Consider the following 26,528-nt stretch of genomic DNA (forward strand, 5'->3'; position numbering starts at 1 on the left):
TTATCTATATAACGAATCGTTCCTGCATTTTCGCTACAGAATACCTAAAAACCGCATTTTCACATTGATATACGTCATTTTGCATCGGGTGAGGCATCGTCTTTTAGGGGTAGTTAGGTTACTGTTACGCGATCGAACGTGATAAGGAATACGTATGCGCAATCGCACTTTTGCGGATCTTGACCGAGTGGTCGCTCTTGGCGGAGGACACGGCTTAGGCCGGGTTATGTCCTCTTTGTCGTCACTCGGCTCAAGGCTGACAGGGATAGTGACCACCACCGACAACGGCGGCTCAACCGGGCGCATTCGTCGTGCCGAAGGCGGTATTGCCTGGGGAGATATGCGCAACTGCCTGAACCAGTTAATTACCGAGCCAAGCGTCGCGTCGGCGATGTTTGAGTACCGTTTTGGCGGTAATGGCGAACTTTCCGGGCATAACCTCGGAAATCTGATGTTAAAGGCGCTTGATCACCTGAGCGTACGGCCTCTGGAAGCCATCAACTTAATCCGTAATCTGCTCAAAGTGGACGCATTCCTGATCCCCATGTCTGAACAACCGGTTGACTTGATGGCAATCGACGCCGAAGGGCATGAAGTTTACGGTGAGGTGAATATTGACCAGCTCATCCTGCCGCCAACGGAGTTAATGACCTATCCGAGCGTACCCGCCACGCGAGAAGCGGTGGAGGCAATCGGGGAAGCGGATCTTATCCTGATCGGTCCGGGCAGTTTTTATACCAGCCTGATGCCAATTCTGCTGGTGAAAGAGCTGGCGCAGGCGTTGCGCCGCACCCCTGCCCCGATGGTTTACATCGGTAACCTTGGACGTGAACTGAGCCCGGCGGCAGCAAGCCTGTCGCTGGCAGACAAACTGGAATTAATGGAGCAGTACGTCGGTAAAAAAATTATCGACGGTGTCGTGGTCGGGCCGAAAGTGGATGTGTCGGGTATTGGCGACCGCGTGGTGGTGCAGGAGCCGCTGGAAGCGAGTGATATTAAATATCGCCATGACCGTCACCTTCTACGCGAGGCGCTGGAGAAGGCGATTCAGGCGCTGGGCTAGGTTCGTTTTGTGCGGCCTGATGCCCTCACCCCGGCCCTCTCCCACAGGGAGAGGGAGAAAACATCGCTTTACTCACGATGCCGCGATGAAAAGATCCCGCAACTGATGTAACTGGTCGCGGATCTGCGCCGCCTCTTCGAACTCCAGGTTCTGCGCGTGCTGCATCATCTGCCCTTCCAGCTCGTGGATTTTCTGCTGCAGCGCTTTCGGCGTCAGCACGACGGTATCTTCTTCCACCACTGAACGCGCCTTGCCGCGACCTTTCGCTTTGGTTTTGGCAATGTTCTGACCCAGCGCCAGAATATCCACCACCTTCTTGTTCAGCCCCTGCGGGGTAATGCCGTGCTCTTCGTTGTAACGATGCTGTTTCTCGCGGCGACGCTCCGTTTCACCAATCGCTTTCGCCATCGACGGGGTAATTTTGTCACCGTACAGAATCGCTTTACCGTTGACGTTACGCGCCGCACGGCCAATGGTCTGAATTAACGAACGCTCGGAACGCAGGAAGCCCTCTTTGTCCGCATCCAGAATCGCCACCAGCGAGACTTCCGGCATATCCAGACCTTCTCGCAACAGGTTGATCCCCACCAGCACGTCAAACTCGCCCAGACGCAGGTCGCGAATAATCTCCATGCGCTCTACGGTATCGATATCCGAGTGCAGATAGCGCACCTTCTCGCCGTGCTCTTCGAGATACTCGGTCAGGTCTTCCGCCATACGCTTGGTGAGCGTGGTCACCAGCACACGCTCGTTGATGGCTGAACGGGCGCGGATCTCAGAGAGCAGATCGTCAACCTGAGTGGCCACCGGACGAACTTCAATAATTGGGTCGAGCAACCCGGTTGGACGCACAACCTGATCAACAACGTCTTCACCGGATTTCTCCAGCTCGTAGTTGCCCGGCGTGGCCGAGACGTAAATGGTTTGCGGCGCTAACGCCTCAAACTCTTCAAACTTCATCGGACGGTTATCCAGCGCTGACGGCAGTCGGAAGCCGTACTCCACCAGCGTCTCTTTACGCGCCCGGTCACCGCGGTACATCCCGCCGATCTGCGGGATCGTGACGTGGGATTCGTCGATCACCAGCAAACCGTCTGCCGGAAGGTAATCAAACAGCGTCGGCGGCGGCTCGCCCGGCCCGCGCCCGGAGAGGAAGCGCGAGTAGTTTTCAATGCCGGAGCAGTAGCCCAGCTCGTTCATCATCTCAAGGTCGAACTGGGTGCGCTGGCTCAGGCGCTGCTCTTCCAGCAGCTTATTGTTAGCCAGAAGCACCTTACGGCGCTCGGCCAGTTCAACTTTGATCTCTTCCATCGCCTGCACGATACGCTCGCGCGGCGTCACGTAGTGCGTTTTCGGGTAGATGGTGAAACGCTGGATAACCGACTCAACGTGTCCGGTCAGCGGGTCAAAGAGCGACAGGCGTTCAACCTCTTCGTCAAACAGCTCGACGCGCAGCGCCATATCGTCCGATTCCGCCGGGAAGATGTCGATCACCTCACCACGTACGCGGAAGGTGCCACGCTGGAACGCCTGATCGTTACGGGCATACTGCAGCTCTGCCAGACGACGGACGATGGCGCGCTGGTCGATGATCATCCCCTGCGTCAGGTGCAGCATCATCTTGAGATACAGATCCGGATCGCCCAGACCGTAGATCGCGGAAACGGACGCGACGACGATCACATCGCGACGCTCCAGAAGCGCCTTAGTGGCCGACAGTCGCATCTGCTCAATGTGTTCGTTCACTGAGGCATCTTTCTCGATGAAGGTGTCAGAGCTCGGTACATACGCTTCAGGCTGGTAGTAATCGTAGTAGGAGACGAAATACTCCACCGCATTTTCCGGGAAGAACTCTTTCATCTCGCCATAAAGCTGCGCGGCCAGGGTTTTATTGGGTGCCAGCACCATCGTTGGGCGCTGGAGATCCGCAATCACGTTGGCGATGGTGAACGTTTTACCCGAGCCGGTTACCCCCAGCAGCGTCTGGTGCGCCAGCCCATCTTCCAGCCCCTCTTCCAGACGACGGATCGCCTCAGGCTGATCGCCAGATGGACGGAAAGCAGAATTCAATTTGAACGGTTTACTCATGGGCGACAACCTGATGACGTTATAAGCGGCAGGTGAGTAATTTTACTCGTTGTTGTCAGGAATGCCAGTAAAAAACACTGGATGAAAAACCAGTGGCATGTCAGGATATTTAGCATAGCGCCGGAATGATGAGTGAGATAACGGCCAAAATTTGAGCTGTGACAATATAAAACACCAGTCAGGTCAGGTTATCCCCAGAACTTTTTCTTTTTTAACATTTGTCAAGCCAGGTAATGATAGTTTTGTGGCAACGGGTGACACTTTCATGACGGGAATTGCTTTTATCTAAGCAATTAAATAATAAACGATATTTTCTAAAGCCGCGTTTCGCGTCAATTTGGGCGTAAGCCGCGTCTTCTCTCGCTTATCGCGTGTTTTCTAACTCTAATGCACATGGTTATCCACAGGAATAGTGGATAACTGCTTCCAGCCCATGCAGACTGGCGCTCGGCAAATTCCCGGATTTTCCCACGAAACGGCAGTAAAAAATTTTTATAGCTATTTTTTGATGATTAACAGTTGCGTCATTCATAACCAACCGATGGGATCTTGCTCACATTTTCATCATTTCGGGTTCTGCACCACAACTCAACACCACCGGCACCGTCGATGTGCAATCCCGTTTTTTATAAGCCCCTCTCCGGTGACTTATTCCTAAAAAAGCCGTTTTTTTAAACACTTTTCGGTTTCTGGCAGGGGTTTTGCAGATTCAAACTCGAGCCTCACCTACACACATTTTTAAGGAGAGAAAGATGTTGAGTCTGCGTGCTGTGAATCAGTTTTACGGAAGCCAACATACGCTATGGAACGTGAATTTGGATTTTCCGCAAGGGATGTGTACAGGCGTCGTTGGCCTGCCGGGGATGGGAAAAACCACCCTCATGAATTGCATCGCCGGGAGAGTGCCCGTCGAAAGCGGCAGCATCATCTGGCATGAGGCGGGGGCGCCGCCGCGCGATTTGCTTAACCTGCCGCCAGAACAGCGTTCAGGACCGGGGATAGGTTATGTCCCGCAGGACAGGCGGATCTTCTCCCAGTTAACGATTGAGGAGAATCTGCATATCGCCATGCGGGCAATGGGGAAACCCAACCCGGAAGCGAAAAGTGACGTTTACGACCTGTTTCCGGCGCTCTACGCATTGCGACAGACCCGCGCCAACACGCTCTCTCCGGACGACCAGTATCAGCTGGCGCTGGCTAATGCGCTGGTGAACCGTCCGCACCTGCTAATCCTTGATGAGCCCCTGCACGGCGCAGGACACAGCGTTGCCCAGAAGCTGGGACAGCTGCTGGCGCGCTTAAACCGGGAGTTAGGTATGACGGTGCTGTTAGCGGAGCAGCAGCTGTCGTTTATCCGCCGGGTTGCGGACCGGTTCTGTATGCTCTACCGCGGGCGTAACGTGGCACAGGGCCACGTTAACGAACTGGATGACGAGCTTATCGCTCACTGGATGTCGCGGGAAGCAAGACGCTGAGATCGAGATAACGCCCGGTTTCGGCATTTTCCGCGCCGTCAGCAAGCCAGGGAATTTCCCCGAGGCACGGGGCGGGAAGTACACGCCTGAGCGTCGTCAGATACTCCTGGTGTCGTTTACCCGGCGCAACCACGTCGTTGGCTATCCAGCCCGCCAGACGCAGCCTGGCCTGCTGTACGGCCTGCGCGGTCAACATGGCGTGATTGATGCAGCCCAGCTTGACGCCGACGACCAGAATGACCGGAAGCTGCTCGGCCTGCACCCAGTCAGCAAACGTCTGCGTGTCCGAAAGCGGCGTAAACCAGCCCCCAGCCCCTTCCACCAGCACCCAGTCGGCCTGGCTTTCCAGCGTCCGTAACCCGGCAGACAGCACGGCGAAATCAATCGGACGACCTTCGTCAGCGCTGATAATGTGCGGCGAGGTCGGCTCGGCAAAGGTATACGGATTTACCGCTGAATAGGCGAGCTCACGCGTGCTGTTCCGCTGGAGCGCCAGCGCGTCGGAGTTGCGTAACCCTTCCGCCGTCATCTCGCTGCCGGAAGCAACAGGCTTATACCCGGCGGTGTTTTTTCCGAGCAGCCTTGCCGCCTGCAGCAGTGCCGAGCTGGCAACCGTTTTGCCCACTTCCGTATCCGTTCCGGTGACAAAATAACGTTCAGTCACGTTCGATAATCCCATGAAAAAGTTGATAAGAGAGCGGGAAATGCCCCCGTTGCTGCGGCCAGGCCAGCTCCAGACGCTGCAGCTGTCCCCGGGTCAGCGGTTTTTTCTCCCGCCCGGCATGCAAATGCGTGGCGCCGATGCCCTTCAGCGAGCGCATGGCGCTGAACGCATCGCTAAAATTGAGGGTGATGGTCTGCACCGTGCTGCGGTAGCGCCAGCCTGCCAGCGCCAGCGTAACCTGCTCATGCGATAAAAAGCGGTTAGCGTGCGGTTGCTCATCCACCGCTTTCCACGCCTGATTCAGCTCCGGCAGCGAACTTTCCAGCAAGGTGGTAAAGGCCACCTTCCCGCCCGGTCGCGCCACGCGATAAAGCTCGCTTAAGGCCTGTGGCAGACTGCTGCACCACTGAACCGCCAGATGACTCCAGACCAGATCGAACTGCGCATCCGCCAGCGGGATCGCCTCGATATCGGCCAGCAGATAGTGGTCCGCTGCCTGCCTCTGACGCGCCTCGTCGAGCATCTGGTCTGAGAGGTCGATAGCCGTGACCTGGCTTCCCGTTCCGCGCCAGTAGCGGCTGTTGCTGCCGGGACCACAGCCCGCGTCCAGCACCTGCGGAAAACGGTTCTCGCCAAGCGCGGCCAGAAGCCCCTCCGCGCTCTGACGCTGCAGTTCATCGTGCTGCGAATAGCTCTGCGCGGCCCGACCAAATGCCGCCGCAACGGCCTGCTTATTCACCGGCATCATGGAGCGCCTCCAATAACGTCCGGATATCCTGTGCGTCATGCGCCGCCGTCAGGGTTAAACGCAGCCGTGCGGTGCCCGGCGGAACGGTTGGCGGGCGGATGGCGGTCACCCACATGCCGCGCTCGCGTAGCGCCTGCGCCAGTGCCAGCGCGCGGCTGTTTTCGCCGACAATCACTGGCTGGATAGCGCTCTGCGAATCGGGACTGTGGAAAGGCAGCGCCGCTAACCCCTGGCGGAAGCGGGAGATATGCTCTGCCAGCCGCTGACGACGTTCATCCCCTTCTGCACTGCGTATCACCGCCAGCGACGCAGACAGCGCCACGGCCTGCGCCGGGGGCATGCTGGTGCTGTAAATCAGGTGTCGGGCAAACTGCAGCAGATAATCGGCGACAGACTCGCTGCACAGCACGGCGGCACCGCTGACGCCAAAGCCCTTGCCAAAGGTGACAATCAGCAGTTCCGGCTTCACGTTTTGCTGGTAAGCGCTACCGCGCCCTTCGTTACCCATTACGCCAATGCCGTGGGCATCGTCGACCAGCAGCCAGGCGTTTTGCCGTTTTGCGGCCTCGTGCAGTGCGGCAAGCGGCGCGCTGTCGCCGTCCATGCTGAACACCCCTTCCGTGATCGCCAGCTGTTGTCCGCCGCAGGGTTTATCCAGCAGCGCAGCAAGCTGCCCCGCATCGTTATGGGCAAAGCGGCGCAGCTGCGCCGGGCTTAAATTTGCCGCCTCCAGCAGCGAGGCGTGGCTCAGGCGGTCAGCGACAATGCGGTCCTCTTTTCCCATCAGCGCGGTAATGACCGCCTGATTCGCGGCAAAGCCGGAAATAAAGAGCAGCGCGCGCGGATAGCCGAGCCAGTCGGCAAGCGCCTCTTCCAGTGCCTGATGCGCCGTGGTGTATCCGCTGACGTGTCCCGAGCCGCCGCTGCCCACGCCAAACCGCTCCGCACCCTGCTGCCAGGCGCGGATGATGGCCGGATGCTGGCTCAGTCCGAGATAATCGTTGCTGGAGAAATTACAAAACTGCCGCCCGTCGCGGGTAAGAAAACGGCCCGCGCCGTTTTCCACCACCCTGCGAACGCGAAGCGCCTCTGCTGCCCGGCGTTCGTCCAGCGCGGTATTAATTCGTGCCTGCCAGGTCATACGGCTGCCGCGTTGTAGAACTGGTCGGTGTCGGCGTTGAAAATCTGCTGCTCCAGTTGCTGCTGTTGCTCGTTATCACCCGTCAGCACTTCGGTCTGATGCGGGTTCAGCCCCAGCTTGCGGAACAGCTGAACGTCTTTGTCCTCTTCCGGGTTCGGCGTGGTCAGCAGCTTGCAGCCGTAGAAGATGGAGTTGGCACCGGCCATAAAGCACATTGCCTGGGTCTGCTCGTTCATCTGCTCGCGACCGGCAGAGAGACGCACGAAAGAGGTCGGCATCATGATGCGCGCCACCGCGATGGTGCGAATAAAATCAAACGCATCCACGTCGTCGTTATCCGCCAGCGGCGTGCCTTTGACCTTCACCAGCATGTTGATCGGCACGCTCTCCGGCGGGGTCGGCAGGTTCGCCAACTGCAGCAGCAGGCCCGCGCGGTCTTTCACCGTTTCGCCTAAGCCGACAATACCGCCGGAGCAGACCTTGATCCCCGCATCACGCACTTTATCCAGCGTATCCAGACGCTCCTGATAGGTACGCGTGGTGATGATGTTGCCGTAAAACTCCGGCGAGGTGTCGAGGTTGTGGTTGTAGTAGTCCAGCCCTGCCGCGGAGAGGCGCTGCGCCTGCTCGTCGTTCAGCGTGCCGAGCGTCATACAGGCTTCGAGACCCATCTCCTTCACGCCCTTCACCATCTGCTCCAGATACGGCATGTCGCGATCGTGCGGGTTCTTCCACGCCGCGCCCATGCAGAAGCGGGTCGAGCCAGCGTTTTTCGCCTTGCGCGCCGAGTCAAGCACCTGCTCAACCTCCATCAGCCGTTCAGATTCCAGACCGGTTTTGTAACGTGCGCTCTGCGGGCAATATTTGCAGTCTTCAGGACAGGCACCGGTTTTGATCGACAGCAGCGTACTGACCTGAACATGGCGCGGATCGAAGTGCTGACGATGCACCTGTTGGGCTTCGAACATCAGCTCAAGGAAAGGTTTGTTGAATAATTCAGTGACTTGCGACATCGTCCAGCGTGCGTGGTGAGCCATGGGGCTTCTCCAAAGGGTTTTGTTAATTTTCGGTTCGGTTTATACTCGTAAACCTAAAACTTTTCAAAATGGTTTACAAGTCGATTATGACCCAGGACGATCTCGCCTTCGACAAGCAGCATATCTGGCACCCTTACACCTCCACCACCCACCCCCTTCCCGTCTATCCGGTGGCCTCGGCCCACGGCTGCGAGCTGCACCTCGCCAGCGGCGAGCAGCTCGTTGACGGGATGTCTTCCTGGTGGGCGGCCATTCACGGGTACAACCACCCGCGCCTGAATGCGGCAATGAAGGCGCAGATTGACCAGATGTCGCACGTGATGTTTGGCGGAATTACCCATCAGCCCGCGGTGGATTTATGCCGCCGGCTGGTGGCGATGACGCCTGACTCGCTGGAGTGCGTGTTCCTGGCCGATTCCGGCTCCGTGGCGGTGGAAGTGGCGATGAAAATGGCGCTGCAGTACTGGCATGCGTTGGGCGAAACGCGCCAGCGCTTCCTCACCTTCCGCAACGGCTATCACGGGGATACCTTCGGGGCGATGTCGGTGTGCGATCCGGACAACTCCATGCACAGCCTGTGGAAGGGCTATCTGCCGGAAAACCTGTTTGCCCCGGCCCCGCAGAGCCGTTTCGACGGCGAGTGGAACGAGATGGACATGGTCGGTTTCGCACGGCTGATGGCGGCACATCGCCATGAAATCGCCGCCGTGATCCTTGAGCCGATTGTGCAGGGCGCGGGCGGAATGCGGATGTACCATCCGGAATGGCTGAGACGTATTCGCAGGATGTGCGATCGCGAGGGCATTCTGCTGATTGCGGATGAGATCGCCACCGGCTTTGGCCGCACCGGCAGGCTGTTTGCCTGCGAGCATGCGGGTATCGCCCCGGATATTCTGTGTCTGGGCAAGGCGCTGACCGGCGGCACCATGACGCTCTCCGCCACGCTCACGACCCGTCACGTTGCCGACACCATCAGCGACGGCGAGGCGGGCTGCTTTATGCACGGCCCGACGTTTATGGGTAACCCGCTGGCCTGCGCCGTCGCAAGCGAAAGTCTCGCCATTCTGACGAGCGGCGAGTGGCAGACGCAGGTTGCGGCCATTGAAGCGCAGCTGAAAGACGAGCTGAGCGCCGCCTCGGGTGCGAATTTCGTGGCGGACGTTCGCGTGCTGGGCGCCATCGGCGTGATTGAAACCACCCATCCGGTGAATATGGCGGCGCTGCAGCGCTTCTTCGTTGAGCAGGGCGTCTGGGTGCGGCCTTTCGGCAAGCTTATCTACCTGATGCCGCCGTACAGCATTACGCCGGAGCAGCTGCGTAAATTAACCGACGCGGTTGTAACAGCCGTTAACATTCCCGCGCATTTCACGATGTAACCCTATGCATTACACTTGCTGAACGAGCGATCAACGAGGGTAAACCGTATGAAAATCATCAGTAAAGATCTGCGCGACGGTGAAAAACTGCCGGAACGCCACGTATTCAACGGCATGGGGTATCAGGGAGACAATATCTCCCCGCACCTGGCATGGGACGAGGTTCCGGCCGGAACCAAAAGCTTTGTCGTAACCTGCTACGATCCGGATGCGCCTACCGGCTCTGGCTGGTGGCACTGGATTGTGGCGAACCTGCCTGCCGACACGCGCGTCCTGCCACAGGGTTCCGGTTCAGGCCTGGTTGCCCTGCCTGAAGGCGCCATTCAGACGCGCACTGACTTTGGTAAAGCGGGCTACGGCGGCGCGGCACCGCCAAAAGGGGAAACTCACCGCTATATTTTTACGGTGCACGCGCTGGATGTGGACAAGATTGAGGTAGATGAAGGGGCGAGCGGCGCGATGGTAGGGTTTAACGTGCATTTCCATACGCTCGGAAGCGCGTCGATTACGGCGATGTATTCGTAATCGTGCGGGCTGATGCCCTCACCCCGGCCCTCTCCCACAGGGAGAGGGTTAGGGTGAGGGTAAAAATCACAGCACCGAAGGCAACAGCCCCACCAGTCGCCCTTCTTCCAGAAGCTGCATCGCCTTATCAATATCCGGCGCAAAGAAGCGGTCGTCATCGTAGTGCGTAACGTGCTCGCGCAGCGCATGACGCGCCTGCTCCAGCAGCGGGCTGGATTTTAGCCCTTCACGCAGATCGATACCCTGACTTGCCGCCAGCCATTCCACCGCCAGCACGCCGCGGGTGTTGGAGGCCATTTCCCAGAGACGACGCCCGGCAGCCGGTGCCATCGAAACGTGATCTTCCTGGTTCGCTGACGTTGGCAGGCTGTCGACGCTGTGCGGGTGCGACAGGGCTTTGTTCTCGCTCGCCAGCGCCGCCGCGGTCACCTGGGCAATCATAAAGCCCGAGTTGACCCCGCCGTTACGCACCAGGAACGGTGGCAGCTGGGACATATGTTTATCCATCATTAACGCAATACGACGCTCGGATAACGCGCCAACTTCGGCAATGGCTAATGCAAGATTATCCGCCGCCATCGCCACCGGCTCGGCGTGGAAGTTGCCCCCGGAGACCACCTCGTTTTCCTGGGCGAACACCAGCGGGTTATCGGACACCGCGTTGGCCTCCACCAGCAGCACCTCTGCCGCCTGGCGCAGCTGCGTCAGGCACGCACCCATCACCTGCGGCTGGCAGCGCAGGGAATACGGATCCTGAACCTTCTCGCAGTTATGGTGTGAATCGGCAATTTCGCTGGTGTCGGTAAGCACGTGACGGTACATCGCGGCGGCATCAATCTGCCCGCGCTGACCGCGCACCTCGTGAATGCGGGCATCGAACGGACGACGCGAGCCCAGCACGGCTTCGGTGGTCAGCGCGCCGCACACCACCGCCGAGGCAAACAAATCTTCCGCTTCAAACAGGCCGCGCAGCGCGAAAGCGGTCGATGCCTGCGTGCCGTTCAGCAGCGCCAGGCCCTCTTTCGCCGCCAGCGTGATAGGGGTTAACCCGGCTTTTTTCAGCGCCTCTTTCGCAGGAAGCCACTCGCCCTGCCAACGCGCTTTGCCTTCACCCAACAGCAGCAGCGACATGTGCGCCAGGGGAGCAAGATCGCCGGATGCCCCAACAGAGCCTTTCGCCGGGATCCACGGATAGACTTCCGCATTGACCAGCGCCATCAGCGCCTGGATCACACTCAGGCGAATGCCGGAAAAACCACGCGCCAGGCTGTTGATTTTGAGTACCATCATCAGACGGACGATCTCATCATCCAGCGGCTGACCGACGCCCGCCGCGTGTGACAGCACCAGCGAACGCTGTAAGTTTTCCAGATCGTGTGTCGCAATGCGGGTCTGCGCCAGCAGCCCAAAGCCGGTGTTAATCCCGTAGGCGGTGCGCCCTTCGGCAACAATGGCTTCGACGCAGGCGACGCTGTCATTAATGGCGGCGTGGGCACTTGCATCAAGCGAAAGGGTGACCGGCTTACGCCAGACGTTACGCAGCTGTTTGAGCGTCAGTGAGCCGGGAGTGAGTGTTAACGCGTTCATTAATGCTTTCCTTGTGTGGCAGGGATCATCGGCAGGTTAAGGCCCTGCTCTTTGGCACAGTCAATGGCAATCTCATAACCCGCATCCGCGTGACGCATCACGCCGGTTGCCGGGTCGTTGTGCAGCACGCGAGCGATACGCGCGGCGGCTTCATCGGTTCCGTCGCAGACAATAACCATCCCGGAATGCTGGGAGAAGCCCATCCCGACGCCGCCGCCATGGTGCAGCGACACCCAGGTCGCGCCGCTGGCGGTATTCAGCAGAGCGTTCAGCAATGGCCAGTCGGAGACCGCATCCGAGCCGTCGCGCATGGCTTCCGTTTCGCGGTTCGGGCTGGCGACGGAGCCGGAGTCCAGGTGATCGCGACCAATGACGATCGGCGCAGAGACTTCACCGCTGCGCACCATTTCGTTGAAGGCGAGGCCGAGTTTTTGACGCCACTCCAGCCCTACCCAGCAGATACGCGCCGGCAGGCCCTGGAAATTAATGCGCTCGCGGGCCATGTCCAGCCAGCGATGCAGGTGCTCGTCATCGGCGACGATCTCCTTCACTTTGGCGTCGGTTTTGTAGATATCCTCCGGGTCACCGGACAGGGCAACCCAGCGGAACGGACCGATGCCGCGGCAGAACAGCGGGCGAATATAGGCAGGAACGAATCCCGGGAAGTCGAACGCGTTATTTACGCCCATCTCTTTCGCCATCTGGCGGATGTTGTTGCCGTAATCAAAGGTCGGAATGCCCATCTGGCTAAACGCCAGCATGGCGGAGACGTGTTCTGCCATGGAACGTTTCGCGGCAAGTACCGTGCCTTCCGGATCGGTTTCCGCTTTTTGCTGATAGGCTTCCCACGTCCAGCCTTTTGGCAGGTAACCGTGCAGCGGGTCATGGGCACTGGTCTGGTCGGTGACCAGATCCGGGCGCACGCCGCGGGCGACGAGCTGCGGGAGAATGTCCGCCGCGTTGCCGCACAGGGCAATCGACACCGCTTTACCTTCGGATGTGTATTTTTTAATGCGCGCCAGCGCATCGTCCAGATCGGTTGCCTGTTCATCGACGTAGCGGGTACGCAGACGGAAATCAATGCGGCTCTGCTGGCACTCAATGTTGAGCGAGCACGCGCCGGCCAGCGTGGCGGCCAGCGGCTGCGCGCCACCCATGCCGCCGAGACCCGCGGTCAGCACCCAGCGGCCTTTCAGCGAGCCGTTATAGTGCTGGCGGCCGGCTTCCACGAAGGTTTCGTAGGTGCCCTGCACAATCCCCTGGCTACCGATGTAGATCCAGCTCCCGGCGGTCATCTGGCCATACATCGCCAGCCCTTTTGCGTCCAGTTCGTTGAAGTGTTCCCAGGTGGCCCAGTGCGGCACGAGGTTAGAGTTGGCGATCAGCACACGCGGCGCGTTCTTGTGCGTTTTGAACACGCCCACCGGCTTGCCGGACTGCACCAGCAGGGTTTCGTCGTGCTCGAGTTCAGTCAGGGATTTTACAATTGCGTCATAGCATTCCCAGTTGCGCGCGGCGCGGCCTATGCCGCCGTAGACCACCAGCTCGTGGGGGTTCTCCGCTACCTCAGGATCGAGGTTGTTCATCAACATGCGCAGCGGGGCTTCGGTGAGCCAGCTTTTGGCGGTGAGAGTGGTGCCGCGCGCGGCGCGGACATCCTGCTGGCGGTATTTACCTGACGACATTGTGTGCTCCTCATACGGGACAGATGATGCATTTAGATATACTTGTATAGACAAGCACACACAAGGCCGGATTTAACAAAAAAGATACAATTTTGTTATATTGCGTTAGCGATCACGCTTATAAAACTTATGACATGAAGTGGCCCTGCAGCCGGTAGCGATTCCCCGGGAAAAGCAGCCGGGCATGCGACACAATGTGCGACGAGGACCAGGTTCGACGGCGGATCAGCAGGCACGGATCGTGCTCTTTAATGCGCAGCCGTTCACACTCCTGCGGCGTGGCGCGCACGGCCTCCACAATGTGCTCCCCTTCTGTGAGCGGTGCGACAAGCGAGAGATAGGCATGCGGCGTGGTCTGGGTGTAATCCTGGTCCAGATAGTCCGGAATCCGTTCAGCGTTCACGCAGCGATCTTCAATCTGCACCGGAATGTCGTTCTCGAAATGCACCATCACGGAATGGAAGATACGGCTGCCTTCTTTGACATTCAGCTCTACGGCCTGCTCGGCGCTGGCCTGGGTCTCTTCGAGCACCAGCACCTCACAGCGGTGCTGATGATTTCGCGAGGTTATCTCATCGGCAATACTGCGGATTTCAAACAGGGCCGATTGCCCTTTCGGTTCCGCCACAAATGTCCCCACGCCCTGCAGGCGCACCAGAAGGCCTTCGTCGGTCAGTTCGCGCAGCGCCCGGTTGATGGTCATCCGGCTAAAACCAAACTGCGCCACCAGCTCAGCCTCCGAGGGAATGCGATCGTGCGGCCGCCAGTCGCCAGCGGCAATTTTTTCGCTGATCGCCTGCTTCACCTTTTCGTAGAAAGGCGCGGGAGGGCTCGACTGCGGCAGAGGTGAGCGTGAAAACATCGTGACTCCTTGAATAGTGTTATGCCCACCAGTGAGCAATTTGCCAAGCCAGACGGGCGGCAAGCTTTGCGCCCTGTCCGTCCCGATCGTACTGCGGGTTAAACTCTACCAGATCGGCGGCCTGTAGCTTACCGCTACGGCAGATTTGTTCGATAACCGGCAGAAGATCCAGCGCCGGAACCCCTAACGCAGCCGGTGCGGAAACGGCAGGCATTTCGCTGGCAGGCAGGACGTCCAGATCGATCGTCAGGTAGATACGATCGGCCTGCACCAGCACCTTTTCCAGTGCGGATAATGCATCGCGCCTGAAATGGAGATCTTCCACCAGCGTGACGTTCAGGCGTTCGGCCTCATCCCACAGCGCCAGCGTGTTCGCCGCCCGGCTCACGCCAAAGCAGGCGTACTGAAATTCCCGCCCGCGCTCATCGCAGTATTGTGCCAGCTGGCGAAACGGGGTGCCGGACGTGGCCTGGTCGGCCTTGCGCAGGTCAAGATGGGCATCAAGATTAATAATGACAACCTGCTCGTTCGGGAACGCATCCAGAACGCCGCGACCGTGTGCCCACGCGGTTTCATGTCCGCCACCGAAAACCAGCGTCCGCATCCCGGACTGCTGGCAGGCCGTCACCGCATCGCTTAACGTCTTCTGCGCGGTTTCAAGATCGGTACCCTCAATGTAGATTGAGCCCATATCCGCCAGCCGCTCATGTTCTCGATGGCTTGCCATATTCGCCAGCGCTTTTCGCAGCATATCCGGTGCCTGCACGGCACCGGACCTGCCCTGATTGCGTTTAACCCCTTCATCACATTCAAAGCCTATCAGCGCGATACCGGATGCAAGCGGCGTGAACTGCCCCTGCTGCTTTATCGTCTGGAAAATGCGCGTTGCATTGCTGGCCTCGGCGCTGTCGTCGCGCCCCTGCCAGACCGTTTCGGCTACGGGCCGCCATAACCTCATACTGCCTCCCCACGGAAAATACGTTGATACAGCGGATTGCGTCCCGGCTCGTAGACCATCTCTACCGGATGGTGAGCATCCCAGACGATAAAATCAGCAACAAATCCTGCCTGCAGCTGTCCGTGGGTTGCGCCACGGCCCAGCGCCTGCGCGGCATGCCGCGTGACGCCAGCCCAGGCTTCTTCAGGGGTCAGACCAAACTGGACGCAGGCCATGTTCATCGCCAGGTGCAGGCTGGCAAACGGGCTGGTACCCGGGTTATAGTCGGTCGCGACGGCCATCGGTATCCCTTGTTTTCTGAGCTGTTCAACCGGCGGACGCTGGCGCTCCTGGAGAAAATAGAACGCACCGGGGAGCAATACCGCAACCGTACCGCTTTCCGCCATCGCCTGAACGCCTGCATCGTCGAGATATTCGATATGATCGGCCGACAGCCCCTTATATCGGCTGACCAGCGCCGCGCCGCCCTGATTAGACAGCTGCTCGACATGCCCTTTCACCGGAATACCGAGCGCGGTGGCAGCCTGGAAGAGGCGCTCGGTTTGCGACGGGGTGAAGCCGACATTTTCACAAAACACGTCTACTGCTTCATATAACTCTTTCTGCCACAGCGTGGGCAATATCTGCTCGCAGACCAGCGTGAGATACGCATCTGGATCCTGCCGGTATTCCGGCGGAACCGCGTGCGCGGCCAGCAGCGTTGGGCTGATATCGATCGGGTTATTGAGGCTCAGCTGGCGCGCGACCTGCAGCATCTTCTCTTCGGCCTCGGGGTTTAGACCGTATCCCGACTTGATTTCAACCGTGGTGACGCCTTCATTCATCAGTCGCTGAAGCCGCTGCTGCGCCAGTTGAAGCAGGGTTTCGGGTGAGCTGCTGCGCGTCGCCGTCACGGTAGCGTTAATCCCGCCCCCCTGGGCGCTGATCGTTTGATAAGAGACGCCGTTCAGACGCTGCTCCCACTCCGCCGCACGATCGCCGCCAAACACCAGGTGGGTATGGCAGTCAATCAGGCCAGGCGTGACCAGACGTCCCTGGAGATCGACACAGTGACGGTGTCCGGAAGGAATGTCAGATTCAGGGATCACGGCCAGAAGGGTGCGGTCGCGCACGACCAGGGCGTGTTGCTCTTTCAGTCCATAAGGCGCAGATACGTCCGGTACCATCGTCGCCAGTCGCGCATTTCGCCATATTACATCGTCGGGATGAATCTGCTGCATGGGCATTCCACTTGTCATGGGTTGTATAGACATTTATTTTCATCTGTTGTCTGCTGTCAACCGACTTTGTGGAAATTGTTATTTATTTGTGATCACTTACCTGCCGCTCCGGGGCTAAAAATGCAACTTTTACCCTTTTTATCTTCCCGTTTCGCTCAACTTAGTATAAAAAAGCAGGCTATTTCGTCTATCCCGTAAAGACTTGCATACCCAGGAGCTTCACCTTGAACATTTCCAGGATTTCCCGTCTGGCGTTAGCACTCGCCTTTGGCGTGACCTTATCCGCATGCAGTTCAACTCCACCGGATCAGCGACCTTCTGAGCAGGTTGCGCCCGGTACCGCCTCCCGCCCGATTTTGTCCGCTGATGAAGCGAAGAACTTCGATCGTGCGCACTACTTCTCAGCGATGGATCCTAACGCTGCGCCGTGGACACCGTCTTCTATTAACCTGCCTAAACAGCCTGACTTCGTGGTTGGCCCGGCGGGTACGCAGGGCGTAACGCATACCTCTATTCAGGCTGCGGTTGATGCTGCCATCACTAAACACAGCGCGTCTCGCCAGTACATCGCGATCCTGCCGGGTGAATATGAAGGCACCGTGTATGTTCCGGCGGCCCCAGGCAGCATTACGCTTTACGGTCTGGGCGAAAAAGCGATCGACGTAAAAATTGGCCTGGCGATTGATTCCGAAATCGACAGCAACGCGTGGCGCCACCTGGTGAACCCGGCCGGTAAATATATGCCGGGTAAACCGGCGTGGTACATGTTTGATAACTGCCAGAGCAAGCGCTCCGCCACCATTGGCGTGATGTGCTCAGCGGTATTCTGGTCTCAGAATAACGGTCTGCAGCTGCAGAACCTGACCATTCAGAATACCCTGGGCGACAGCGTTGATGCCGGCAGCCACCAGGCCGTTGCGCTGCGTAGCGATGGCGACCAGGTGCAGATTAACAACGTCAACATTCTGGGTCGTCAGAACACCTTCTTCGTGACCAACAGCGGTGTACAGAACACGCTGCAGAATAACCGCCTGACCCGTACCCTGGTGACCAACAGCTACGTTGAAGGGGATGTGGATCTGGTGTCCGGTCGCGGCGCGGTGGTATTTGATAACACCGATTTCCGCGTGGTGAATTCACGTACTCAGCAGGAAGGTTACGTGTTTGCTCCGGCAACCCAGTCTAATCTCTTCTACGGCTTCCTGGCCGTGAACAGCCGCTTTAACGCTGCGGGTGATGGCGTGGCGCAGCTGGGACGCTCCCTGGACGTCGACTCTGCGACTAACGGCCAGGTCGTGATCCGCGACAGCGTGATCAACGAAGGCTTCAACATGGCGAAGCCGTGGGCTGATGCCGCGATCTCCAAACGTCCATTCTCCGGCAATACCGGTGCGGTGGATGATAAAGGGAACGTGCAGCGCAACCTGAACGACGCTAACTTCAACCGCATGTGGGAATACAACAACCGCGGTCTGGGTAGCAAAGTGGTTGCTGAGCCGAAGCAGTAAGATGTCCTTTTGCCGGCCTACACAAACCGTAGGCCCGGTAAACGCAGTGCCACCGGGCATAAAAAAACCTCGCATTCGCGAGGTTTTTTTGTTTTAAGCCGCTTAGTGAGCGTTAACGACCACCCACATTGGCCCCTGGCCGACGGCGTAACGTCCTTTCTCTTCCAGCAGTCCCTGCTCACCTTTAATTTCATACAGCGCGATGTGGTGGGATTTCTGCCCCGCCGCAATCAGGTATTTACCGCTGTGATCGATATTAAACCCGCGCGGCTGGGTTTCCGTTGGCTGGAAGCCTTCAATGGCCAGCACGCTGCCATCTTCAGAGACGCTAAACACGGTAATCAGGCTGGAAGTACGGTCACAGGCGTAAAGATGGCGACCATTTGGCGTAATGTGGATATCCGCCGCCCAGCGGGTATCGGAGAAGTCAGACGGCATCATATCCAGCGTCTGCACACACTCAATCTGGCCGTTAGGATCTTTCAGCTCCCATACGTCCACAGAGCTGTTCAGTTCATTGACCACGTAGGCGTACTGCTGGTTCGGATGGAAGACCATATGACGCGGACCCGCGCCTTCAACGGTAGTCACTTCGGCAGGATGCTGCGCCACCAGGTGGCCATCGTCGCTCAGGGTGAACAGGCAGATACGATCCTGCTTCAGCGCAGGCACCCACAGCGTGCGGTTATCCGGAGAGATATTCGCCGAGTGGCAACCTTCAAGCCCTTCAACCACATCTACGGTTTCCACCGGAATGCCATTTTCCAGACGCGTTACGCTGACACAGCCTGCGTTATAAGAGCCGCTGAAGACAAAGTTGCCTTTACGATCGGTAGAGATATGGGTTGGGCTGCCCGGCAATGGTGCTTCGGCAGTGTACGTCAGCGCGCCATCGTCCGGAGAAATGCGATAAGCCAGCACGCGGAACTCCGGGCGCACACCCACGTACAAGAAACGTTTATCCGGGCTGATGACCATCGGTTGCACCTGGCCTGGCACATCAACAACCTGAACCAGCGTGAGTGTCCCTTCGGTATTTAAACGCCAGACGTGGATCTGCTGGCTTTCAGGACTGGCGGTATAAACGGTTTGCTTCATGAATATTCACTCCTCACTGCGCATGAAAGTAGTTAACTTTTGACGGTGAATGCTGAATTGTCGACAGGAGTTTTGAAGCGTTCGCCTCTCGGTGTACCATCCCATCAAAACGTAAATTCAATATTAACCCGGGAAAACAGATGACCTCGCGTGTGATTGCTCTGGATTTAGACGGTACCTTACTGACGCCGCAAAAAACCCTTCTCCCCTCCTCCCTTGAGGCGCTAAAACGCGCGCAGGAAGTGGGATATCAACTCCTTATCGTAACGGGTCGACATCACGTTGCCATTCACCCTTTTTATCAGGCACTGGCGTTAGATACACCTGCAATTTGTTGTAATGGCACTTATTTGTATGATTATCAGGCAAAAAAGGTTTTAGCATCCGACCCGCTGCCGGTTCCCCAGGCGCTGCAACTGATTGACCTGCTGGATGAGCATGCCATTCACGGCCTGATGTACGTGGATAACGCGATGGTGTACGAGCGCCCTACTGGCCATGTGGTGCGTACCAGCAACTGGGCATTGTCCCTGCCTGAAGCGCAGCGTCCGGTCTTTACCCAGGTTTCCTCCCTGCGTCAGGCAGCCCAGGATGTTGAGGCTATCTGGAAATTCGCTCTGACGGATGAAGACACCACCAAACTGAATACCTTCGCGAAACACGTGGAACAAACGCTGGGTCTGGAGTGCGAATGGTCCTGGCATGACCAGGTGGACATTGCCCGTAAAGGCAACAGCAAAGGCAAGCGTCTGACGCAGTTTGTGGAATCAAAAGGCTGGTCGATGCAGGATGTGATCGCCTTTGGTGATAACTACAACGACATCAGCATGCTGGAAGCCGCCGGTACCGGCGTGGCGATGGGCAATGCCGACGACGCGGTCAAAGCCCGCGCCAACGTAGTGATTGGTGACAACACCACCGACAGCATTGCGCAGTACATCTATACTCACCTGCTGTAATCAGGCGGTGATCGAGACGCTCTTAATTTGCGCGTAAAGCCACAGGCCAGGTTTAATCCCTAACTCATCCCTGGCCCACGGGCTGATGCGCGCCCAGAGCGTCCTGCTGCCGACTTCAAGCTTCACTTCCACCTGCCCGTTATCATCAAAACACTCCGCGACTTTGGCGCGCAGAATATTTCTAATGCTGGTTTGCAGCGGCGGTTGCAGCACCAGCGAGACGTCCGACGCCTGGATGCGAATTCTCAGAGCGGACTGTAACGGTTTGTCGATCTTATTGACCCAAAGATGCTGGTCACCCAGCGCCAGGGCGGTCATCGCGTAGTGTGGATGGTGTTCCAGAACGCTCACTTTCAGGATGCTGCTCTGCTGTTCCCGGGGTAACCAGGGGTGCATTACGCTGCTGCCCCACACCTCTTCCAGGTTACCGAAGGCCTTAACGCTGCCCTCTTCCAGCACCAGTACCTTGTCGGCCAGATGGAGGATTTCGTCCAGCGAATGGCTGACGTAGAGCATCGGAATATTAATTTCGCGCGTCAGACGCTGTAGATAAGGCAGAAGTTCGCGTTTACGCGGAATATCCAGCGAGGCCAGCGGTTCGTCGAGCAGCAGCAGCTCCGGTGCGGTCAGCAACGCGCGGCCAATGGCCACACGCTGTTTTTCTCCGCCGGAGAGCGAGGATGGCAGCCTGTCGAGCAGAGGTTCAATGCCTAACAGCGTCACCAGCTTATCAAATTGCCCGGCCATGCTTTTCGCCATGCCGTAACGCAGGTTGCCGCGCACGCTGTAATGCGGGAATAAGCGCGCGTCCTGGAAAACATAGCCGATGCGGCGTTTATCCGGCGAGAGGTAAATCTTATTCTCCACGTCATTCAGGACGCGGTCATTCAGGACAATACGGCCAGACTGCGGGCGGGTCAGGCCGCTGATGGCATTAATCAGAGACGTTTTGCCCGCCCCCGACACGCCAAAGATGGCGGTGATACCGCTTGCCGGCAGCGTCTCGTTAAGCGTCAGGGTATGTTTTCCCAGCGTCTGGGTAAAATGGAGTTCCAGCATGCTTATTTCCCCATCCGCTCGCGGCTGAGCCGCGCCAGCCATTCAGACACCATTAGCGATACCAGCGCCAGCACAATTGAAATAATACACAGCCGCGCCGCCGCGCCTTCACCGCCCGGCGTTTGAATCAGGGTATACATTGCCGAGGGGATGGTTCGCGTCTCGCCAGGGATGTTCGACACAAAGGTGATCGTCGCGCCAAACTCGCCCAGCGAGCGGGCAAAGGCCAGTACTGTACCAACAATAATGCCGGGTAACGTCAGGGGTAGCGTGATGGTGAAAAAGACGCGCCAGCGCCCTGCGCCCAGCGTGCGGGCCGCCTGTTCAAGCTTCATGTCCACGCCTTCCAGCGCGAGGCGTATCGCCCTCACCATCAGCGGGAATGACATCACCGCCGCCGCCAGTACCGCACCGCGCCAGCTAAACGCAAACGTCAACCCAAACCAGTCGTAGAGCTTCTCGCCGATAAAACCGCGTCGCCCCATCGAAATCAGCAGCAGGTAACCGACCACCACGGGCGGCAAAACGAGCGGAAGATGAAGCACGCTGTCGAGCAGCGTTTTGCCGGGAAACTGACAGCGAACCAGTAACCAGGCAAAGAAGATCCCAAAGGGCAAACTCAGCGCAACCGCCAGGGAAGAGACTTTAAGGCTCAGCAGAACAGCCTGCCATTCAGGATCGGTCAATATCATCAGTGAGTCGTAAATCCATAACGTTTAAAGATTGCGGACGCCTCCGGGCCCTTCAGGTAATCGCGGAAGGCCGTTACGGTCGCATTTTTATGTCCATCAACAATCGCAACAGGATATTCCACTTTCTTGTGGGAGTCTTCCGGGAACGTTGCGACCACTTTTACACCTTTACTGGCAACGGCATCAGAGCCATACACAATGCCCAGCGGGGCTTCGTTGCGTTCCACCAGCGCCAGCGCGCCGCGTACGTCTTCCGCCGGGGCCAGTTTCGGTGACAATGTCTCCCATGCGCCCAGCTTTTGCAGCGCTTCTTTGGCGTAAATCCCGGCCGGAACGTGCTCCGGATCGCCCACCGCCAGACGACCACCGTTCAGCAGGCTCGTCCAGTTGGTCTCTTTGTTGATGGTGATGTCCGCCTGCGCACTGGTTTTTGGCGCCACGACAACCAGGCTATTCCCCAGCAGCGTTTCGCGGGTTGTCGCATCAATCGATTTCTTCTCCGCCGCGTAATCCATCCACTTCTGGTCAGCCGAGATGAACAGATCCGCCGGTGCACCCGCTTCTATCTGGCGCGCCAGCGTCGAGGAAGAGGCAAACGAGGAGACTACGTCGACGTTTTTCTCTTTTTTATACGCCGCCGCAATATCCTGCATTGCATTGGTCAGCGACGCCGCCGCAAAGACCGTGATTTTACCCTCGTCCGCCAGCGCGTGTCCGGTAAGTGAAAGCGTCAGCGTTGCCCCTGCGAAAAGGCGTACCCATGTACGTGCCATTTGTAACTCCTGTGAGTATCGTTATATACATATTAATATAACGATATCGTCAGGGAGATCCCAGCGTTTAATCGTACCGCTGAAGGGGTAAATCAGTGTGATGCGTTAAATATTATCGGCGAAAACGGGAAAATCTTGAGAGCAAAACGCCCGGACTCGCCGGGCGTTTTGTGGGGAATCAATGCTGCTTTTTAGCCTGGTCTCTGTGACCAATGTTCGAAAAGACGTTGAACACTTCACCCAGGCCGTAGATGGCACCGAGGATGATGGCCATCACTACTGGTACCATGATCACGGCGAATACCAGACTTTTCAACAACTCTAACATGGTTTTCTCCAGATATTGTGAACGGCTTATTCTACCCTTTCAAGTGAGAAAAACATCCCCTTTTGTGCGGTGCCCTTTGCGCCCTGCACCATTTGGGTCACAATACTCTTTTTGCCAGGACACTGTTATGCAGGCCGAAATTCTCCTCACTCTACGACTTCAGCAAAAGCTTTTCGCCGATCCGCGACGTATCGCCCTGCTTAAACAAATAGAACAAACGGGCTCAATTAGCCAGGGGGCGAAAAACGCGGGCATCAGCTACAAAAGTGCCTGGGACGCCATCAACGAAATGAACACCCTGAGCGAACAACCGCTGGTGGACAGAGCCACAGGCGGCAAAGGCGGCGGCGGTGCGATCGTGACTCGTTATGGCCAGCGTCTTATTCAGCTTTACGATCTGCTGGCCCAGATCCAGCAAAAAGCGTTTGATGTGTTGAGCGACGACGATAACGTTCCGCTGGACAGTTTGCTGGCCGCTATTTCCCGCTTCTCGTTACAAACCAGCGCCCGCAACCAGTGGTTTGGTACGGTGACGGCGCGCGACAATCTCCAGGTACAGCAGCATATTGAGATCCTGCTTGCCGATGGCACCACCCGTCTGAAAGCCGCAATAACAGCGCAGAGTGCAGAGCGCCTTGAGCTGGATGAAGGTAAAGAGGTGCTGGTGCTGCTGAAAGCACCGTGGGTCAATATCACGCGCGATCCCGACACCGCAAAGGCAGCAGATAACCAGCTACAGGGTGCAATTAGCCATATCGAACGCGGCCAGACGCAGTGCGAAGTGCTGATGACCCTGGCCGACGGGCAACGGCTTTGTGCGACGATACCGCTTAGCGAAGCGGACGGTTTAGAAGAAGGTACTGTCGTCACCGCCTGGTTCAACGCAGACCGGGTGATTATCGCCACATTGTGCTGAGCGCATTGACAATCGCGCCGACAGTGCGTATCCCTGATATCTGTTGCTGCAAAAACAGGGATAAATCATGTCATCATTGCATATTTCGCAAGGCACGTTTCGTCTTAACGATACCCGAACGCTGACGATTGCTGATCTGACAATACGCGCGGGTGAAAGCTGGGCGTTTGTCGGCACTAACGGCAGCGGTAAATCCGCGCTGGCCCGCGCGCTGGCCGGAGAGCTCCCCCTCCTGAAGGGCAAATACCAGGGCGACTTTACACGCCTGACGCGCCTGTCATTTGAACAACTGCAAAAGCTAGTAAGCGACGAGTGGCAGCGCAACAACACCGATTTACTCAGCCCTGGCGAAGAAGATACCGGCCGTACGACGGCGGAAATTATTCAGGATGAGGTGAAAGATCCCGCCCGCTGTCAGCGCCTGGCAGAACGGTTCGGCATCACCGCCCTGCTGAACCGGCGCTTTAAATACCTTTCTACCGGCGAGACGCGGAAAACGCTGCTTTGTCAGGCGCTGATGAGCGAGCCCGAGCTGCTTATCCTCGACGAACCGTTCGACGGCCTTGACGTGCAGTCCCGTGCACAGCTGGCGTCCCTGCTGGAGTCGCTTAATCAGCAGGGATATACCCTGGTGCTGGTGCTTAACCGCTTCGATGAAATTCCGGATTTTATCCAGTACGCAGGCGTACTGGCTGACTGTAACCTGACCGAGACCGGTGAAAAAACAGCGCTGCTTAAGCAGGCGCTCATTGCCCAGCTCGCGCACAGTGAACAACTCGACGGTATTACCCTTCCGGAACCTGACGCCCCTTCAGCCCGCCACGCGCTTGATCCCCACCAGCCGCGCATCGTGCTGCGGGATGGGATGGTCTCTTATGACGATCGCCCGATCCTTAACCGTCTAAGCTGGACGGTCAATCCTGGCGAGCACTGGCAGATCGTCGGCCCTAACGGCGCGGGAAAATCAACGCTGCTGAGCCTGGTAACCGGCGATCACCCGCAGGGCTATAGCAACGATCTCACGCTGTTCGGTCGGCGTCGCGGCAGCGGCGAAACCATCTGGGATATTAAAAAACATATCGGCTACGTCAGCAGCAGCCTGCATCTGGATTACCGGGTCAGTACCACGGTACGCAACGTGATCCTTTCCGGCTATTTTGATTCCATCGGTATTTATCAGGCGGTGTCGGATAAACAACACAAGCTGGCCCAGCAGTGGCTGGATATCCTTGGCATGGACAATCGGGTCGCTGACGCGACGTTCCATAGCCTGTCGTGGGGGCAGCAGCGTCTGGCCTTGATCGTCCGCGCGCTGGTGAAACACCCTACGCTCCTGATCCTCGACGAACCGCTGCAGGGACTCGATCCGCTGAATCGACAGCTTATCCGCCGCTTTGTGGACGTGCTGATTAGTGAAGGTGAAACGCAGCTGCTGTTCGTTTCACACCATGCCGAAGATGCCCCCTCCTGCATCACGCATCGCCTGGAGTTTGTTCCGGACGGTGAGCACTATCATTATCTGCAAAGCAAAATCGATTAACTCCCGGAGGGCACCGCCCTCCGTTTTTCAGATAACCTGCACTAAGACATCGCTATCCCTTTGATCTACAATGCCCCACAGCGGCTGAAAATCGGACTTTAAAAACAGTGTAAACGATTCCACTATTTTATCCCATGTCACACTTTTCGCGACTCTGTTATGCTATGGTTATTACATACCATAAGCCCAATGGAGCGAAATATGCGAGTTCTGGTAACAGGTGGTAGCGGTTACATAGGTAGTCATACCTGCGTGCAACTGCTGCAAAACGGTCACGACGTCATCATCCTCGACAACCTGTGCAACAGTAAGCGCAGCGTACTGCCTGTGATTGAACGTCTTGGCGGTAAACAACCCACTTTTGTGGAAGGCGACATCCGCAACGAAGCGCTGATGACCGAGATCCTTCACGACCACGCCATCGAAGCGGTGATCCACTTCGCGGGTCTGAAAGCGGTCGGTGAATCCGTTGCGAAACCGCTCGAGTATTACGACAACAACGTCAACGGTACCCTGCGTCTCATCTCCGCCATGCGTGCTGCCAACGTCAAAAACTTCATCTTTAGCTCCTCCGCCACCGTCTACGGCGATCAGCCCAAAATCCCTTACGTTGAAAGCTTCCCGACCGGTACACCGCAAAGCCCGTACGGCAAAAGCAAACTGATGGTGGAGCAGATCCTGACCGATCTACAAAAAGCACAACCGGAGTGGAGCATTGCCCTGCTGCGCTACTTCAACCCGGTCGGCGCGCATCCGTCTGGAGACATGGGTGAAGATCCGCAGGGCATCCCGAACAACCTGATGCCGTATATCGCCCAGGTTGCCGTGGGTCGCCGCGACTCGCTGGCGATTTTTGGCAATGACTACCCCACCGAAGATGGCACCGGCGTGCGTGACTACATCCACGTGATGGATCTGGCCGACGGCCATGTGGCGGCGATGCAGCAACTGGCCAACAAACCGGGTGTGCATATTTACAACCTCGGCGCCGGGGTCGGCAGCAGCGTGCTGGACGTGGTTAACGCCTTCAGCAAAGCCTGCGGTAAGCCGGTGAGCTACCACTTCGCCCCGCGTCGTGATGGCGACCTGCCTGCTTACTGGGCCGATGCCACCAAAGCCGACAAAGAGCTTAACTGGCGTGTGACGCGCACGCTTGATGAAATGGCACAGGATACCTGGCACTGGCAGTCACGCCACCCGCAAGGCTATCCGGACTAAGGATCCGT

24 protein-coding genes are annotated in these 26,528 nt (G+C 57.6%); 9 read left to right on the forward strand and 15 right to left on the reverse strand.

The features are described 5' to 3' along the window. The first annotated feature begins 154 nt into the window (after positions 1-154). Complete coding sequence (gene yvcK, locus FU672_RS07640; protein WP_023310851.1) at positions 155-1,063, forward strand: uridine diphosphate-N-acetylglucosamine-binding protein YvcK; 909 nt, start codon at positions 155-157, stop codon at positions 1,061-1,063. A gap of 72 nt (positions 1,064-1,135) precedes the next feature. On the opposite strand, the gene uvrB is transcribed toward yvcK, so the two are convergent. Further along, positions 1,136-3,151: an excinuclease ABC subunit UvrB gene (uvrB, locus tag FU672_RS07645; protein WP_148242793.1), complete on the reverse strand. Its 2,016-nt coding sequence runs from the start codon at positions 3,149-3,151 to the stop codon at positions 1,136-1,138. A 752-nt stretch (positions 3,152-3,903) separates the two neighbouring features. Here uvrB and FU672_RS07650 point away from each other — a divergent pair. Next, entirely contained in the window at positions 3,904-4,626 is a 723-nt protein-coding gene (locus tag FU672_RS07650; protein WP_148242794.1) for an ABC transporter ATP-binding protein, read from the forward strand. Here the strand turns inward: FU672_RS07650 and bioD are convergent. From bioD to bioB, 4 genes are read right to left on the reverse strand one after another with little or no spacing between them, the layout of a single operon-like run. After that, on the reverse strand, positions 4,589-5,290 hold the full coding sequence (gene bioD, locus FU672_RS07655) for a dethiobiotin synthase (RefSeq protein WP_187360787.1): 702 nt from the start codon (positions 5,288-5,290) through the stop codon (positions 4,589-4,591). The two genes, FU672_RS07650 and bioD, sit on opposite strands and share 38 nt — an antisense overlap. Further along, on the reverse strand, positions 5,283-6,038 hold the full coding sequence (gene bioC / locus FU672_RS07660; protein ID WP_148242796.1) for a malonyl-ACP O-methyltransferase BioC: 756 nt from the start codon (positions 6,036-6,038) through the stop codon (positions 5,283-5,285). The genes bioD and bioC overlap by 8 nt, the downstream gene beginning before the upstream one ends. Beyond that, complete coding sequence (bioF, locus tag FU672_RS07665) at positions 6,022-7,179, reverse strand: 8-amino-7-oxononanoate synthase (protein ID WP_148242797.1); 1,158 nt, start codon at positions 7,177-7,179, stop codon at positions 6,022-6,024. Before bioF ends, bioC begins: the two co-directional genes overlap by 17 nt. Then, positions 7,176-8,216, reverse strand: coding sequence for a biotin synthase BioB (bioB, locus tag FU672_RS07670; protein WP_032641628.1), 1,041 nt, complete (start codon positions 8,214-8,216; stop codon positions 7,176-7,178). The genes bioF and bioB overlap by 4 nt, the downstream gene beginning before the upstream one ends. Positions 8,217-8,302: 86 nt before the next feature. Between bioB and bioA the strand changes: the two genes are divergently transcribed. Both bioA and FU672_RS07680 read left to right on the forward strand, forming a co-directional pair. Further along, positions 8,303-9,592, forward strand: a complete 1,290-nt coding sequence (bioA, locus tag FU672_RS07675; protein ID WP_410053325.1) for an adenosylmethionine--8-amino-7-oxononanoate transaminase — start codon at positions 8,303-8,305, stop codon at positions 9,590-9,592. 48 nt (positions 9,593-9,640) lie between these two features. Further along, positions 9,641-10,117, forward strand: coding sequence for a kinase inhibitor (locus FU672_RS07680; protein ID WP_108090560.1), 477 nt, complete (start codon positions 9,641-9,643; stop codon positions 10,115-10,117). Positions 10,118-10,183: 66 nt separating this feature from the next. On the opposite strand, the gene hutH is transcribed toward FU672_RS07680, so the two are convergent. The 5 genes from hutH to hutI form a co-directional block, all read right to left on the reverse strand. After that, complete coding sequence (hutH, locus tag FU672_RS07685) at positions 10,184-11,704, reverse strand: histidine ammonia-lyase (protein WP_148242799.1); 1,521 nt, start codon at positions 11,702-11,704, stop codon at positions 10,184-10,186. After that, positions 11,704-13,389, reverse strand: a complete 1,686-nt coding sequence (gene hutU / locus FU672_RS07690; protein WP_148242800.1) for a urocanate hydratase — start codon at positions 13,387-13,389, stop codon at positions 11,704-11,706. Before hutU ends, hutH begins: the two co-directional genes overlap by 1 nt. A gap of 127 nt (positions 13,390-13,516) precedes the next feature. Continuing rightward, on the reverse strand, positions 13,517-14,251 hold the full coding sequence (locus tag FU672_RS07695; protein ID WP_148242801.1) for a histidine utilization repressor: 735 nt from the start codon (positions 14,249-14,251) through the stop codon (positions 13,517-13,519). 19 nt (positions 14,252-14,270) lie between these two features. After that, positions 14,271-15,209, reverse strand: coding sequence for a formimidoylglutamase (gene hutG, locus FU672_RS07700; RefSeq protein ID WP_148242802.1), 939 nt, complete (start codon positions 15,207-15,209; stop codon positions 14,271-14,273). Continuing rightward, positions 15,206-16,429 (reverse strand): imidazolonepropionase, encoded by a 1,224-nt coding sequence (gene hutI, locus FU672_RS07705; RefSeq protein ID WP_148242803.1) that lies wholly within the window; start codon positions 16,427-16,429, stop codon positions 15,206-15,208. The genes hutG and hutI overlap by 4 nt, the downstream gene beginning before the upstream one ends. Positions 16,430-16,653: 224 nt before the next feature. On the opposite strand from hutI, the gene FU672_RS07710 reads away from it, so the two are divergent. Then, positions 16,654-17,937, forward strand: a complete 1,284-nt coding sequence (locus FU672_RS07710; RefSeq protein ID WP_148242804.1) for a putative acyl-CoA thioester hydrolase — start codon at positions 16,654-16,656, stop codon at positions 17,935-17,937. Between the two features lie 102 nt (positions 17,938-18,039). On the opposite strand, the gene pgl is transcribed toward FU672_RS07710, so the two are convergent. Further along, complete coding sequence (pgl, locus tag FU672_RS07715; RefSeq protein WP_148242805.1) at positions 18,040-19,035, reverse strand: 6-phosphogluconolactonase; 996 nt, start codon at positions 19,033-19,035, stop codon at positions 18,040-18,042. Between the two features lie 140 nt (positions 19,036-19,175). Between pgl and FU672_RS07720 the strand changes: the two genes are divergently transcribed. After that, positions 19,176-19,994: a pyridoxal phosphatase gene (locus FU672_RS07720; protein WP_148242806.1), complete on the forward strand. Its 819-nt coding sequence runs from the start codon at positions 19,176-19,178 to the stop codon at positions 19,992-19,994. Here FU672_RS07720 and modC read toward each other — a convergent pair whose 3' ends face one another. The 4 genes from modC to FU672_RS07740 form a co-directional block, all read right to left on the reverse strand. Continuing rightward, complete coding sequence (gene modC / locus FU672_RS07725; protein ID WP_148242807.1) at positions 19,995-21,053, reverse strand: molybdenum ABC transporter ATP-binding protein ModC; 1,059 nt, start codon at positions 21,051-21,053, stop codon at positions 19,995-19,997. Positions 21,054-21,055: 2 nt separating this feature from the next. Further along, entirely contained in the window at positions 21,056-21,745 is a 690-nt protein-coding gene (gene modB / locus FU672_RS07730) for a molybdate ABC transporter permease subunit (RefSeq protein WP_033144966.1), read from the reverse strand. After that, the gene (gene modA, locus FU672_RS07735; RefSeq protein ID WP_148242808.1) at positions 21,745-22,518 is read right to left on the reverse strand and encodes a molybdate ABC transporter substrate-binding protein; all 774 of its coding nucleotides are present in this window, start codon (positions 22,516-22,518) and stop codon (positions 21,745-21,747) included. The genes modB and modA overlap by 1 nt, the downstream gene beginning before the upstream one ends. Positions 22,519-22,696: 178 nt before the next feature. Further along, positions 22,697-22,846 carry an AcrZ family multidrug efflux pump-associated protein gene (locus tag FU672_RS07740; RefSeq protein ID WP_008501118.1) on the reverse strand — a complete coding sequence of 50 codons (150 nt, stop codon included), beginning with the start codon at positions 22,844-22,846 and terminating at the stop codon, positions 22,697-22,699. A gap of 127 nt (positions 22,847-22,973) precedes the next feature. Here FU672_RS07740 and modE point away from each other — a divergent pair, with 127 nt between their 5' ends. The 3 genes from modE to galE all read left to right on the forward strand — a co-directional run bounded on the left by modE (position 22,974) and on the right by galE (position 26,520). Then, the gene (gene modE / locus FU672_RS07745) at positions 22,974-23,762 is read left to right on the forward strand and encodes a molybdenum-dependent transcriptional regulator (RefSeq protein WP_148242809.1); all 789 of its coding nucleotides are present in this window, start codon (positions 22,974-22,976) and stop codon (positions 23,760-23,762) included. Positions 23,763-23,829: 67 nt separating this feature from the next. Beyond that, positions 23,830-25,302 carry a molybdate ABC transporter ATP-binding protein ModF gene (gene modF / locus FU672_RS07750; RefSeq protein ID WP_148242810.1) on the forward strand — a complete coding sequence of 491 codons (1,473 nt, stop codon included), beginning with the start codon at positions 23,830-23,832 and terminating at the stop codon, positions 25,300-25,302. Positions 25,303-25,503: 201 nt separating this feature from the next. Next, positions 25,504-26,520 carry a UDP-glucose 4-epimerase GalE gene (gene galE, locus FU672_RS07755; RefSeq protein ID WP_024908784.1) on the forward strand — a complete coding sequence of 339 codons (1,017 nt, stop codon included), beginning with the start codon at positions 25,504-25,506 and terminating at the stop codon, positions 26,518-26,520. The last annotated feature ends 8 nt before the right edge of the window (positions 26,521-26,528 follow it).

The organism is Enterobacter asburiae, assembly GCF_008080435.1.
In the GTDB taxonomy this organism is placed as follows: Bacteria; Pseudomonadota; Gammaproteobacteria; order Enterobacterales; family Enterobacteriaceae; genus Enterobacter; species Enterobacter asburiae_C.